This is a genomic window from Rossellomorea sp. H136 (genome assembly GCF_056838065.1).
Genome location: NZ_CM166371.1, coordinates 4,808,933 through 4,821,800, shown reverse-complemented (window position 1 = coordinate 4,821,800; position 12,868 = coordinate 4,808,933). Strand labels below are relative to the sequence as shown.

Annotated in this window: 13 protein-coding genes; 9 read left to right on the top strand and 4 right to left on the bottom strand. The window is 43.6% G+C overall.

Features of this window, described 5'->3' with window-relative positions; translation table 11 throughout:
• Window positions 1-75 precede the first annotated feature (75 nt).
• Together pta and lipL are read left to right on the top strand one after the other, a co-directional pair.
• Complete coding sequence (pta, locus tag ACYH0O_RS24120; RefSeq protein ID WP_482630632.1) at window positions 76-1,047, top strand: phosphate acetyltransferase; 972 nt, start codon at window positions 76-78, stop codon at window positions 1,045-1,047.
• Window positions 1,048-1,384: 337 nt separating this feature from the next.
• A complete protein-coding gene (lipL, locus tag ACYH0O_RS24115; RefSeq protein ID WP_149154846.1) occupies window positions 1,385-2,227 on the top strand; it encodes an octanoyl-[GcvH]:protein N-octanoyltransferase in 843 nt (280 codons plus the stop codon).
• A gap of 113 nt (window positions 2,228-2,340) precedes the next feature.
• Here lipL and ACYH0O_RS24110 read toward each other — a convergent pair whose 3' ends face one another.
• The gene (locus ACYH0O_RS24110) at window positions 2,341-3,153 is read right to left on the bottom strand and encodes an RsfA family transcriptional regulator (RefSeq protein ID WP_482632657.1); all 813 of its coding nucleotides are present in this window, start codon (window positions 3,151-3,153) and stop codon (window positions 2,341-2,343) included.
• Between the two features lie 246 nt (window positions 3,154-3,399).
• Here ACYH0O_RS24110 and ACYH0O_RS24105 point away from each other — a divergent pair, with 246 nt between their 5' ends.
• The 3 genes from ACYH0O_RS24105 (at window position 3,400) to ACYH0O_RS24095 (ending at window position 5,777) form a co-directional block, all read left to right on the top strand.
• Window positions 3,400-3,624 (top strand): YuzB family protein, encoded by a 225-nt coding sequence (locus ACYH0O_RS24105; RefSeq protein ID WP_034765044.1) that lies wholly within the window; start codon window positions 3,400-3,402, stop codon window positions 3,622-3,624.
• Between the two features lie 283 nt (window positions 3,625-3,907).
• Window positions 3,908-5,209 carry an HD domain-containing protein gene (locus ACYH0O_RS24100; protein WP_482630631.1) on the top strand — a complete coding sequence of 434 codons (1,302 nt, stop codon included), beginning with the start codon at window positions 3,908-3,910 and terminating at the stop codon, window positions 5,207-5,209.
• A 58-nt stretch (window positions 5,210-5,267) separates the two neighbouring features.
• Window positions 5,268-5,777: a YwgA family protein gene (locus ACYH0O_RS24095; RefSeq protein WP_482630630.1), complete on the top strand. Its 510-nt coding sequence runs from the start codon at window positions 5,268-5,270 to the stop codon at window positions 5,775-5,777.
• 101 nt (window positions 5,778-5,878) lie between these two features.
• Here the strand turns inward: ACYH0O_RS24095 and ACYH0O_RS24090 are convergent, their stop codons facing one another.
• Both ACYH0O_RS24090 and ACYH0O_RS24085 read right to left on the bottom strand, forming a co-directional pair.
• Window positions 5,879-6,067 carry a DUF4083 family protein gene (locus tag ACYH0O_RS24090; protein ID WP_482630629.1) on the bottom strand — a complete coding sequence of 63 codons (189 nt, stop codon included), beginning with the start codon at window positions 6,065-6,067 and terminating at the stop codon, window positions 5,879-5,881.
• Between the two features lie 337 nt (window positions 6,068-6,404).
• Window positions 6,405-6,590, bottom strand: coding sequence for a 2-hydroxymuconate tautomerase (locus ACYH0O_RS24085; RefSeq protein ID WP_034765056.1), 186 nt, complete (start codon window positions 6,588-6,590; stop codon window positions 6,405-6,407).
• A 292-nt stretch (window positions 6,591-6,882) separates the two neighbouring features.
• Between ACYH0O_RS24085 and ACYH0O_RS24080 the strand changes: the two genes are divergently transcribed.
• Complete coding sequence (locus tag ACYH0O_RS24080) at window positions 6,883-7,488, top strand: site-2 protease family protein (protein ID WP_482632656.1); 606 nt, start codon at window positions 6,883-6,885, stop codon at window positions 7,486-7,488.
• 28 nt (window positions 7,489-7,516) lie between these two features.
• Window positions 7,517-8,020, top strand: a complete 504-nt coding sequence (locus tag ACYH0O_RS24075) for a YwhD family protein (RefSeq protein ID WP_149154842.1) — start codon at window positions 7,517-7,519, stop codon at window positions 8,018-8,020.
• Window positions 8,021-8,535: 515 nt separating this feature from the next.
• Here ACYH0O_RS24075 and ACYH0O_RS24070 read toward each other — a convergent pair.
• On the bottom strand, window positions 8,536-10,602 hold the full coding sequence (locus ACYH0O_RS24070; RefSeq protein ID WP_482632655.1) for a transglycosylase domain-containing protein: 2,067 nt from the start codon (window positions 10,600-10,602) through the stop codon (window positions 8,536-8,538).
• Between the two features lie 416 nt (window positions 10,603-11,018).
• Here ACYH0O_RS24070 and speE point away from each other — a divergent pair, with 416 nt between their 5' ends.
• Together speE and speB are read left to right on the top strand one after the other, a co-directional pair.
• On the top strand, window positions 11,019-11,849 hold the full coding sequence (gene speE / locus ACYH0O_RS24065; protein WP_149154841.1) for a spermidine synthase: 831 nt from the start codon (window positions 11,019-11,021) through the stop codon (window positions 11,847-11,849).
• Window positions 11,850-11,973: 124 nt separating this feature from the next.
• Window positions 11,974-12,846: an agmatinase gene (speB, locus tag ACYH0O_RS24060; protein WP_149154840.1), complete on the top strand. Its 873-nt coding sequence runs from the start codon at window positions 11,974-11,976 to the stop codon at window positions 12,844-12,846.
• The last annotated feature ends 22 nt before the right edge of the window (window positions 12,847-12,868 follow it).

Sequence of the window (12,868 nt, the reverse complement as noted above, 5' to 3'; positions counted from 1 at the left end):
TCTCCTTTTCCTTGAATTCCTATATGAGAAGAGTATTCTAAGATTGGATATGTATAAATCAAGGAGGTCCCTCTATTGAGCAACTTATTTACAACACTAACAGATAAAGTAAAAGGCAAAGAGTTAAAAATCGTTTTCCCTGAAGGTACAGACGAGCGTATTCTAACAGCAGCCTCCCGTTTAGCTGGCGACGGCATCTTGACGCCGATCGTAGTCGGAAACGTGGATGAAGTCAATGCAAAAGCCGACCAGCTGGGTGTGAAGCTTGACGGTTGTGACGTTGTAGACCCGGTATCATTTTCTGGAATGGACGAGCTTGTGAAGGCATTTGTAGAGCGTCGTAAAGGAAAAGCTTCAGAAGAAGATGCGAAAAGAATCCTATTAGACGGAAACTATTTCGGAACAATGCTCGTATACACGGGCAAAGCTCACGGTCTTGTAAGTGGAGCAGCTCACTCGACAGCTGATACGGTTCGTCCGGCTCTTCAAATCATCAAAACAAAAGAAGGCGTCCGCAAAACTTCCGGTGTCTTCATCATGGTTCGTGAAGAAGAGAAGTATGTATTCGCTGATTGTGCAATCAACATTTCACCTGACAGCCAGGATCTTGCTGAAATCGCAATCGAAAGTGCGAAAACAGCTGAAATGTTTGACATCGACCCACGCGTGGCAATGCTAAGCTTCTCTACAAAAGGTTCGGCTAAATCACCGGAAACGGAAAAAGTGGTTGAAGCCGTTTCGGTCGCAAAAGAAAAAGCACCGGAACTGACTGTCGACGGTGAATTCCAATTCGACGCAGCATTCGTTCCATCTATTGCAGAGAAAAAAGCACCGGGTGCCGACATCCAAGGTAATGCGAACGTATTCGTATTCCCAAGCCTGGAAGCAGGAAACATCGGATACAAAATCGCCCAACGCCTAGGAAACTTCGAAGCAGTTGGCCCGATCCTTCAAGGACTGAACGCACCTGTAAACGATCTTTCACGTGGTTGTAACGAAGAAGATGTGTATAAGCTGGCGTTGATTACGGCTGCTCAGGCGCTGTAATTTTATAGATGCTGTGAAGAAAGCCGGATCCTTTTGGGGGTTTGGCTTTTTTTCGTTTATGTGTGCTCAATTGGTGCCTGGCACCAGGAGAGAATTACGTTTGCCTGTTAAATATCACTTGTTTTTTGACAGGAAAATAAATCGAGATATTCACCTGTCAAAATAGCCGCAGTTTTTAACAGGCAAATAAATCGGGATATCAAAATAACCACATTCTTTAACAGACAATCAACTTCACACGAAAAGCGGGCCTCTTGGCTTGTCCAACCCCTTTTTTAGCAACCCCGCCAATATATGATATAATGAGCTCGCATGTTGTGAGTGAAGGAGAAGCGTTATGGATAAGGAAAAAGCATATGCACTGCTTCGTCAAGACAGATGGAGAGTGATTGATCAATCGAGCTTGGGACCGATGTTCGGGGCCCTACAGTCATTTGCCATGGATGATACGTTGTGCACGGCAGTTGGAGCAGCTCAGTCTGACCCGACGGCACGCTCATGGGTTCACCATCAAACAGTCGTACTGGGCATTCAGGATACAAAGCTGCCGTTTCTTTCTGATGCCTTGAAGGTGTTGGAAGAAGAAGGCTATCAATATATTGTAAGAAACTCCGGAGGCCTTGCTGTTGTATTGGATGAAGGAGTATTGAATCTATCATTGGTTTTCCCCGATTCTGAAAAAGGGATCGATATTAACCGTGGCTACGATGCCATGTGGTTGCTTGTTGAGGATATGTTCAAGGACTTTGATGTGAAGATCGAGGCGAAGGAAATCACGCAGTCCTACTGTCCTGGAAGTTATGATTTGAGCATACATGATCAGAAATTTGCGGGTATTTCCCAGCGCAGAATTCGAAATGGAGTAGCCGTACAGGTGTACCTCTGCGTCAATGGAAGTGGTGCTGGACGAGCGAAGCTGATTCAGCGTTTTTATGAGATCGGGTTGAAGGATGGAACGACGAAGTTCACATTTCCTGTTATTGATCCTGAAGTGATGGCTTCTTTATCGGAGCTGCTTGGAGTCGAGTTATCGATTCAAGACGTGATGCTCAGGTTCCTGCAGTCGTTGAAAGGATTCAGCGGTGAGTTTTATAGCAGTGCCCTTCAAGGGGAAGAGTATGGAATGTATGAAATGTATTATCAGAGAGTCGTTGATCGGAATGAGAAGTTTTTGGGGTAGAAGGATAGGCTGGACTTCGATTGGTTTGGGGTCTGGCTTTTTTGGTTGTGTAAGAATGGGCAACCCAACCGAAAAACCAGCACACCCACAGGCGCACTGGTTGGGAACGAACATTATTCAGCTACTTTTTCTAAGTTTCCGTTACGATCCATTTTGAAACGTGGCGCTTTGGCATCGTCTTCATCGAATAGGACAAGCTTTCTGGCACGGTTCATGATTTGCATAAGTGTTTCGTAGTCTTCCTGCATGGTGACGGAATTGTTTTCAAGAGCTTTGACTTTCTTTTCAAGCTCACTGTTTTCTTTTCTGATTTCAGCGATTTCCTGCTTCAATCTCTGATTCTCAATTTTTACATAGTCGGAATTCATGTTAGTTTGAGCAAGGTTTTGCAGGAAGGCAATGACTTTTTCGAGGGTCACTTCACCTTTTAGTCCTGAAGGTTTTACCACATGGTTAGCGGCAGGCGCCTGCTGTGTGACGTAGACTTGTTCCTCGCTTGCTTCCATTTCGAACTTCGGTGCTTCTTCGGATTCTTTCCCCAACTGTTCCGTTTCTGGCACATAGTTCTCATACTCAGCAAATTCCATTTCTTCTTCGGCTTCGGACATTGATAGAGACATAGCATCTAAATCTTCGAATGAAGGTGCTGGTGGCTGATATAAAAGCTTTTTCTTGCCGCCCTGATCTTTACCGAGGATGCGGTGGCGCTGTTTGCGTTGTTTTTTTGCTAGTTGAAGAGCTTTTTCATATTGGTGACGCACCACTGCGTTCCAGCGGAATCCACATGCGGCAGATGTGCGGTTCAGTTTGTCCCCGACTTCTTCAAAGGCATTTAATTGTGTGCTGCCTTCCCGTACATGACGTAGGACCGTTTCTGCTAATAATAGATCATTCTCTTCCGTCCAGGCATCCTGTCTTGTTTTCATCATCATTTCATCTCAACTCCCATAGTTTTCTTAAATGGTTCGTTAGTTTAAGGATGGACAGTTTTATAGGTTTTTATACGAATATGTTAAATTTATTTTTTGTCTGCTAGTTTCGTTGTATAAGTGGGGGTTCCCACAAGCTGGAAACGATGTTCTCTTGCAAAACATTGCAGAAAACTGTATTCTATAAATCGATGTTTACGACGAATAAAAATCATTTAAATAGATAGAAAGGGTTGTTGACAAATGGCAAACGAATTTCGTGTTTGCGATGATTGTCAGGCCGTTAACCTGAAGACCTTGATTCCCAAATTAAAAGAAATCGACCCGGATGCACCGATCGATATTGCGTGTCAATCCTATTGTGGTCCAGGACGCAAGAAGACATTCGCTTTTGTGAATAATCGTCCTGTAGCGGCGTTGACGGAAGAAGAACTCATGGAAAAAGTAATCAAGAAAATAAAGAAATAAAGGAAAACTTCCAGTGAGGGAGTTTTTTCTTTTCTGCTGAACAAAAAATTATCGGTTTGGTTCTTCTTGGAAAAGGAAACTAGTTAGAGGGTAGAGAATAAGTAGGGAAAGCGTAGATCATTGTCAAGAGTGCCCAAAAGCTGAAACTTTTTTGAAGGAAATGGAACGCTTGCCGCGGATCATTCAGAAGCCAATTACCTATTTTTTTCGACAAAATTCGAGATGAATGCCAGGATAAAAGTCGCTATAATAGAAATATGCTAGTTTAGGAAGAGGGTAGAAGATGGAGTATGCCAAGCAGAAATTACATGAAGAAAAAGTATTTAAAGACCCTGTTCATCGGTATGTTCATGTAAGGGATCGCGTGATTTGGGATTTGATTGGAACGAAAGAGTTTCAACGCCTTCGCAGGATCAGGCAGCTGGGAACCACTTACCTGACCTTTCATGGTGCCGAGCATAGCCGGTTCAATCATTCTCTTGGCGTGTATGAGATCATCCGCCGAATCGTGGACGATGTCTTCGCAGGCAGACCGGAGTGGAATCAGGATGAGCGATTATTGTCGCTTTGCGCTGCGTTATTACACGATCTGGGGCATGGACCGTTTTCCCATTCTTTTGAAAAAGTGTTTCACCTGGATCACGAGCACTTCACTCAATCCATCATCTTAGGGGATACAGAGGTGAATGAAGTTCTAGCGAAAGTAGGACCTGATTTTCCGAAGCATGTAGCGGAAGTGATAGCGAAGACGTATAAGAACAAGCTGGTTGTCAGTCTGATTTCAAGCCAGATTGATGCGGACCGAATGGATTATTTGCAGCGTGATGCTTATTTTACAGGAGTCAGCTACGGTCACTTCGATATGGAGCGCATTCTTCGTGTGATGAGACCCCGTGAGGACCAAGTAGTAATCAAACAGAGCGGAATGCATGCAGTGGAAGATTATATTATGAGCCGTTATCAGATGTACTGGCAGGTTTATTTTCATCCGGTCACCCGGAGTGCAGAAGTGATTTTAACGAAGATTCTACATAGGGCGAAGGAGCTTCATGAAGAGTATTATTCCTTTAAGCAAAGCCCGATCCATTTTTACTCCCTGTTTGAAGGAGAGGTTTCACTTGAGGACTATTTAAAGCTGGATGAAGCGGTCATTATGTATTATTTTCAAATCTGGCAGGAAGAAGAGGATCCTATTTTACGGGATTTATGTGAGCGGTTCATGAACCGTAATTTATTTAAGTACGTAGAATTTGATCCAGCGAAGGAATATAAGAAGCACAGTGAGCTTGAAGTTCTGTTTAAAAAAGCGGGGATCGACCCTGACTATTATTTAGTGGTGGACTCATCTTCAGACCTTCCATACGATTTCTACAGACCAGGCGAGGAAGAGGAACGACTTCCGATTCATCTGTTAATGAGAAATGATGAGCTGCGCGAGTTATCGAGGCAGTCGGACATCGTCGATTCTATTTCCGGAAAACGCCGAACCGATCATAAACTATATTATCCTGTGGATTTACTAACTGACGAATCAACGAAGAAAAATATAAAAAGACAAATACGTACGATTCTAGAACTAACATAGACGACACGACACAATGGGGATCTACAAACGCAATACTAGGAGTAGGAGATGACGTACATTGTTGAAAGATCATGCAAAACTAATGAGTGCCTTCTTAGCCTCAGGTGAAGTGGTGGGAAGAAAAAAGCTTCAGAAGATGATATTCATCGCGAAGAAGCTTGAATTCCCGTTTCAGGAAAAATTTCAGTTCCATTTTTATGGACCATACTCGGAAGAGCTTACACTAAGGGTTGAAGAGCTCTGCAATATGGGATTCATCTCCGAGGTGAAGGAAAAAAAGGGTGGATATTACCAATATCGGTACACTGTCACCAAAGAAGGGGAAGACTTCCTGCAGATTTATGAGAAAGAGATGCCATGCTTACAAGATTGCCTGACGGATATGAACGTTCAATCAGCACGCTTTCTTGAACTTGTTTCAACAGTTTTATATTTTGATAGCCTTCCTAAAGAAGAAGTCGTGGAGAAAGTATTTACACTTAAGAGCAAGCAGAAATATACAACAGAAGAAATCGACGAAGCCTTCGCATACATCGAAGGATTAAAAATGAAAAAAATCGTCCAATAAAGGGCGTTTCATATGAATGGCGGGGATCACTTGAAATGGGTGATCCCCTTTTAAATGAACAAAAAAAATCGTCACTCATGAGCGTAACGATTTTCCTCATTCTATTTAGGTGTTTGATCCATTTTTTCTATAATCTGATCAAGCTTTTCTTCAATTTGTTTATCATATTTCCGCTGCTGGACCTTTCGATTTCGAACCCCTTTTGCCACCATGAAAGCGAACACCACAATGGCTGCCAGGAAAGCCATCATGAACAATTGGTAGAGTAAATCACCGGTATTTATGTCCATTTCACTTCATCCTTTCCATATGGGTTTGGTATATCGTATTCATCGAGGTGAGAATTTACCCCTTTTTTACATTTCAGTAATAGTCGAATGTGATGATCAGTCCGGTAAAGAAGATGAGAGCTGAGGAAAAGAGGTACCACTGCCTGATATCAATGAAGATATATAATTAACGCAGAGTAAACCCATAAATGTATAGAATCCCAGTACGGCACTTTTGTTCCAGTTGGTCTTTTCATTAGGGGACATGGGTTTGAAGAATTTCATATGAGTGTTCCTTCGTATAGGATACGATTGGAGCCTGCGATCGGTCTGATGGCAGGCTTATTGTCCTTAATTCTTATTGATCACTGAGTCTCTTACCGCCGACTGCATAGTGACCTTTCGTCATTTCTTCAATGAAGACAACGATTTTTTCTTCAGGTGCCCCGGTTGTTTCACTTACGGCTTCGGTTACTTTTTCGACGAGGGCGCGTTTCTGTTCTTCTGAACGGCCTTCGAGCATTTTTACGGTGATATAAGGCATTATGGTTCGCTCCTTGCATTTGGATTTGGTACAATCTGTGGTAGGCATGATCGTTTTAGCCCACCTTTTAAATGTAAAGGGTAGGGGATGTGAGAGCAAGTCTCTTATGGTGGGAAATTGGAATTGTTCTTAAGAGTGGTCATGAAGGCAGGAATTTTTCTGTATACTATGGAATAAGAAAGTAAATCATTTTTTTAAAGGAGTACATACTTTGGATACATTTAGCTCTCTTTTTGAGTCCATTTCCGTCTTTCGGTTGGAAGAGCTTCCGTTTGTGGTGATTGCCCTGGTCATGGCCTTTACGGTTCATGAGTTTGCCCATGCATTTGTGGCGTACAAATTTGGCGACACGACAGCGAAGGATCAGGGAAGGCTCACGTTAAATCCGATTCAACATCTGGATCCCCTGGGAACCATTTTGATTTTAATTGCGGGGTTTGGCTGGGCGCGTCCTGTGCCGGTCATGAGATCCCGATTTAAAAATCCCCGTTTGGCAGGGGTATTAGTTTCAGTGGCAGGACCGCTGAGTAATTTCTTACTTGCATTCATTGCATTTGGATTTTTTTATTTTTTTGTAGGAGTGACTGGTGGAGTCGGGGTTCCTCCCTTTGTCATCGATCTCCTGCAGATGATTGTGTATCTGAATGTGTTGTTATTTGTATTTAATCTGCTGCCGTTCCCTCCGCTGGATGGGTACCGGATCATAGAGGACCTGTCTCCGAATCATGTCAGGGCAAAACTGACTCAGTATGAGCAGTATGGAGTCGTATTATTTCTGATCATCGTGATTACACCGCTTGATGAGTATACGATCTGGCCGTTGTTACAAGGTGGGATGACAGCAACAAACCAGGCTTTCAGTGCGATATTTACAACTGTTTTTTCAGTCTTTAGCTAAGAATGTCAACGACAAGGAGTGAAGATACATGGAAAAGAAAAAGAACATCGGGTTCAATATCATCAAAAGTGATCCTACTGACGGCCACGGAGGCTATGGTGTAGGCTCATTAAGTCTTGATAATGTTTCCCCAGTGATGATTGATGTCGAAGAAGGGGAAGCGACGATTGAAATCGGAGCTATGCATGCGAGGAGCCCGATCGAAAAAGGGATTAAATTCACGAATAATCGTGAGGATTCAGCAGGTGGTAAACCTTACTGGTTGATCTGGGTGACCATCGACCGTATGGAAAATGGACCGTACTATGCAGGTGTGACGGCATGTGAAATGGTCGTGAACCGTGAGAAGCGCAGAGGATACAAGTCCATGCCGGAGCATGTGAATAATATGGATAAATCGATTAAACGTAAAATCGTCCTTGATCAACTGGACGACAAGTCGAAAGGGATTCTCACGGACTTCCTGAAGAATCATGATGAGGGTATGTGGGAACGCTCAAAAGATGAATTAAAGGAAGCGTTAAAAGTTTAAAATCCTAGAAAAAACTTCTTTTGTGAACAAACCATGACATTTTTTTGAATATGTCGTTCACATCTTGCCCTTATGCTTGAAAAAAAGTACACTTAAATCACAGTTTGCACATAAACTAGGACATGAAAAACCACGGGTTCGCACAAACCCGTGGTTTTTCGTTTTTATAGATATTTAGCGTGATTTGGGGGCGCGATGTGGGTTTGTTGCGGTACATTCGGCTAAATTTGCGGCATTTCCGAAATAACTTGTGCCACTTTCTTGCAAACTCGTTCCACTTTTGGGATTTGTTGTGCCACTTTCCGGCAAACTTGTGCCACTATTGAACTTTGTTGCGCCAAATTGTGATCACGACTTTTCTGACTGCCCAAGCCGCCTCCGCTTTTCTACATGTCCAGCTCCAGGGGCTTGGGGCTCGAGGTCATAAGCCAAGTAACCCAAAAAGGCAAAGAACGCCTTTCCGGGTTACTCGTCTTATGCTTGTCGCCCCATAGCGAGCCCCTTCCGCTTTTCTGCTAAAAAATCCAATCCTTCACTTTTTCATACCAAGGTTTTTCTTCTTTTTTCGTTGGTGCCTTTTCTTTCGGAGCTTCATTTTCACCCAGGTGGTCATGACAGTATTCTGTAGGTTCGGTTCCTTTTACAAAGTACGTGAAGCGCTGCACGGGACAGTCCTCTGTGGCCAGTTTCCCGTTATGGGGGTTTACGGCTACGCCGACGACACCCTTCGTTGGCTTGAAATTTTTAACGGGTTCATCCTTCAGCGCTTCCTCCATGAAATTCACCCAGAGTTTCTTGGCTAAATATTTATCGTCGACCAGGGAGATTTCTTTTTCTTTGTCATATCCGGTCCACACCCCTGCAGTGAGCTGAGGTGAGTAGCCGATCATCCAGTTATCTGTGTTGGTGGTACCTGATTTTCCGGCATAGGGACGGGTGGCGTCTTTCCGGATCTGGATCCCCGTTACCGTGGAGTAATCATTGAGCTTTGGATCAAATATACCACTCAGCATATGTGTCATGACGTACGCCTGATCAGGGTCCAAAATCTGTTTTTTTTCAGATTTATTTTCGTAAATGATGTTACCGGACCAGTCTTCCACACGTGTAATGAATACCGGTTTTACCTTATAGCCTCCGTTTGCGAAGATATTATAGGCGTTGACCATATCGATGACTCTTGCCCCTGAAGTACCGAGTGCAGAGGAAGGATACTTTTTTACCTTTGTTGTTAATCCAAATGTATCTTGTGCTGTTTTCGTTAAGGTATCCTGACCAATGAAAAGGTGGGTTTTCACTGCGTACACATTATCGGAAAGAGCAATGGCCTGAGCAAGGGTGATGTCATCCCCTGCATATTTATTGTTGTAGTTGTGAGGTGTGTATTTCGCTTTGCCATCATCAAATGTGAATGAAGTTAACTCACTTTTCATCGTCGTTGATGGGGTGAAACCTTGCTCCAGGGCAGAATAGTACAGGAGCGGTTTAATCGTTGATCCCGGCTGACGAATGGCCTGAACCGCACGATTAAATGGGCTTTCCTCATAGCTTCTTCCACCGACAAGCGCTGTTACATAACCATTTTTAGGGTTCATCGATACAAATCCCAGTTGAATATCAGATTCATCAGGGATTTGATCCTTCACGACTTTTTCTGCCACTTTTTGATGATTGGGATGAAGGGTGGTGTATACCTTCAGTCCGCCCATTTCAATAGTCCGCTCTTCTATGCCTAAGTCAGAGCGCAGAATGCTTTTCACAACGTCTTGAAAATATGGAGCCGTTTTTGCCTTATGGTGTGCATGTTCGCCTGTTATGGTAATCGGAGCTGCCTTTGAAACTGCCTGTTGTTCTTTTGTAATGAAGCCGTCCTCGGTCATGGACTTAAGGATCAGTTCCTGGCGCTTCTTGGCATTCTCCATATTGGCGACGGGAGAATAGTACGTCGGTGCTTTCGGGATGCCTGCAAGCATCGAAGCTTCGGCTACGGTCAATTGGTTGGCATCCTTGCCAAAATAGTATTGACTCGCTGCCTGGACTCCATAGGCTCCGTGTCCATAATAGATGGTATTTAAATAGCCTTCCAGAATTTCTTTCTTAGAATAGTTCATCTCAATCCGAATCGTATAGAGGGCTTCTGAAATCTTTCTTTTCCATGTCTTGTCATGGGATAAAAATAGATTACGAGCATACTGCTGGGAAATGGTACTGGCTCCTTGCACCTTTGCCATGGCTTTCAAGTCGGCAAGTGCTGCTCCCGCCATACGTTTGATATCGAAGCCATAGTGCTGATAGAAGCTTTTGTCTTCAATGGAGATGGTCGCTTCAATGAGCGCAGGGGAGATTTCTTTCAGGCTCACCCAATATCGTTTTTCTCCTGTATTCGTTTCCCCTATAACCGAACCGTCCTCACCGTAGAGCAAAGTGGATTGAGGCACGGCAAGCGGAGGGGGTCCCTGGATTTTAGCGTATGTTAAAACTCCGATCAGCCCACCAAGAATCAGGACCGTAACCAATAAACCTGCAACGACTGCCACTCTGGCATACTTTTTTGTTTTCTCCATTCGTGCCATCAGTTCCATACCTCTCCCCACCTTCTCCTCCCAAGGTCCGTAAGTTTAGGGACGGACCTTGATTTGTATTTAGACAATAGTAAACATCCTATATTATGTTTAGCGTATAGTATCAGTATGAAAAGTTTTACGAGTTTTTAAACGTCAAAGATTTAGAAAAAATTTCACTTGAAATTTTGCTAGATTCCACTATACTTTTTCTCATGTTTGTATTTATCATGATAGGGAAGGATAAAAATGACGTCTGTTGCGGACGTTTTTATAAATAGGAGTAAAGCCCGTCATTACAGGCTTTCGCTTAACTGAGTGATCTATTTTGTCCTGAGATGAACGTGTGAAAACTCAAACTAGTGGTATATGATTTTTATAGCGAAGAACGGAAATTGCGGAAAAATCAACAAAAAACAAGAAGGGAAGTTGAAACAATGAGTGGACTTTGGTACACAGAAAAACAAACAGAAAACTTCGGAATCACGATGAAAATCAAGAAAACTTTACATACAGAGCAAACGGATTTTCAATATCTTGAAATGGCAGAGACAGAAGAGTGGGGTAACATGCTATTCCTTGATGGAATGGTGATGACAAGCCAAAAAGACGAGTTCGTATATCACGAAATGGTAGCTCACGTGCCTTTATTCACTCACCCTAATCCTGAGAAAGTATTAGTTGTCGGTGGCGGAGACGGTGGCGTAATCCGTGAAGTGTTAAAACACCCAAGCGTGAAGAAAGCGGTACTTGTTGAAATCGACGGAAAAGTAATCGAGTATTCTAAGAAGTATCTACCGGAGATTGCTGGGGAACTGGAAAACGAGCGTGTTGACGTACAAGTGGACGATGGCTTCATGCACATCGCGAAAAGTGAGAATGAATATGACGTGATCATGGTTGACTCGACTGAGCCGGTCGGTCCAGCAGTAAACCTATTCACAAAAGGTTTCTATGCAGGAATTTCGAAAGCACTGAAAGAAGACGGGATCTTTGTCGCTCAATGTGATAATCCTTGGTTCAAAGCAGATCTTATTCGCCAAGTACAAAGCGATGTAAAGGAAATCTTCCCGATTACACGTCTGTACACTGCGAATATCCCGACATACCCAAGCGGATTATGGGCATTCACCATCGGTTCGAAAAAGCACGACCCAATCGAAGTGCCGGAAGACCGTTTCCATGAAATCGAAACAAAATACTACACGCCAGAACTGCACAAAGCAGCATTCGCCCTTCCTAAATTCGTTAAAGACCTGACGAAATAAAGAAAATTTGAGGGACGGACCTCAAATTTCAATGAAAATAGTTCAAATTGGATAGGGACGGGCCTTCAGAAGGTGTTAAGCACCTTCTAGAGGTCCGTCCCTCTAAAAAGAGAGGTTGAAGAGTATGCGTTTTGATGAGGCTTATTCAGGTAATGTGTTTATTAAGAGTCATCCTTCTTATGAAGACAGCCAGGTAGTTCTTTACGGTATGCCGATGGATTGGACGGTAAGTTACCGCCCGGGCTCCCGTTTTGGCCCGGCCCGTATTCGGGAGGTATCGATCGGTTTAGAAGAGTACAGTGCCTATTTAGACCGTGAGCTTGAAGAAGTGAAATTCTTTGATGCCGGGGATATTCCATTGCCATTCGGTAACCCGCAGCGAAGCATTGATATGATTGAAGACTATATCGACGGTCTTCTTGGAGACGGGAAAATCCCATTTGGAATGGGTGGAGAGCACTTGGTCTCATGGCCAGTAATGAAAGCAGTCGCTAAGAAATACCCGGACCTTGCAATCATTCATATGGACGCTCACACGGATCTTCGTGAAGAGTATGAAGGAGAGCCATTATCTCATTCAACTCCAATCCGCAAAATCGCTGAGCATATCGGACCAAAGAATGTCTACTCATTCGGAATCCGTTCCGGTATGAAAGAAGAATTCCAATGGGCGAAAGAAAACGGCATGCACATCTCGAAATTTGAAGTACTTGAGCCATTGAAGGAAATTCTTCCTCAGCTTGCAGGACGTCCTGTGTACGTGACGATCGATATTGATGTATTAGACCCTGCCCACGCTCCTGGTACAGGAACCGTGGATTGCGGGGGGATTACGTCTAAAGAATTACTGGCATCGATCCATGCCATCGCTCACTCTGACGTGGATGTAGTAGGTGCAGATCTTGTAGAAGTAGCCCCGATCTATGATCCGTCCGAGCAAACAGCCAATACAGCAAGTAAGCTGATTCGCGAAATGCTCCTGGGCTGGGTAAAATAAATTCCCAAAGCCTCTTCTTTTG

What these genes read in the sequence shown, in the direction of transcription:
- ACYH0O_RS24070 (WP_482632655.1), bottom strand. Translation starts at nt 10,602, where the DNA reads ATGGAACTGATGGCACGAATGGAGAAAACAAAAAAGTATGCCAGAGTG.
- ACYH0O_RS24080 (WP_482632656.1), top strand. Translation starts at nt 6,883, where the DNA reads ATGGCCTTTACGGTTCATGAGTTTGCCCATGCATTTGTGGCGTACAAA.
- speB (WP_149154840.1), top strand. Translation starts at nt 11,974, where the DNA reads ATGCGTTTTGATGAGGCTTATTCAGGTAATGTGTTTATTAAGAGTCAT.
- speE (WP_149154841.1), top strand. Translation starts at nt 11,019, where the DNA reads ATGAGTGGACTTTGGTACACAGAAAAACAAACAGAAAACTTCGGAATC.
- ACYH0O_RS24085 (WP_034765056.1), bottom strand. Translation starts at nt 6,590, where the DNA reads ATGCCTTATATCACCGTAAAAATGCTCGAAGGCCGTTCAGAAGAACAG.
- ACYH0O_RS24090 (WP_482630629.1), bottom strand. Translation starts at nt 6,067, where the DNA reads ATGGACATAAATACCGGTGATTTACTCTACCAATTGTTCATGATGGCT.
- ACYH0O_RS24100 (WP_482630631.1), top strand. Translation starts at nt 3,908, where the DNA reads ATGGAGTATGCCAAGCAGAAATTACATGAAGAAAAAGTATTTAAAGAC.
- lipL (WP_149154846.1), top strand. Translation starts at nt 1,385, where the DNA reads ATGGATAAGGAAAAAGCATATGCACTGCTTCGTCAAGACAGATGGAGA.
- ACYH0O_RS24105 (WP_034765044.1), top strand. Translation starts at nt 3,400, where the DNA reads ATGGCAAACGAATTTCGTGTTTGCGATGATTGTCAGGCCGTTAACCTG.
- ACYH0O_RS24110 (WP_482632657.1), bottom strand. Translation starts at nt 3,153, where the DNA reads ATGAAAACAAGACAGGATGCCTGGACGGAAGAGAATGATCTATTATTA.
- ACYH0O_RS24075 (WP_149154842.1), top strand. Translation starts at nt 7,517, where the DNA reads ATGGAAAAGAAAAAGAACATCGGGTTCAATATCATCAAAAGTGATCCT.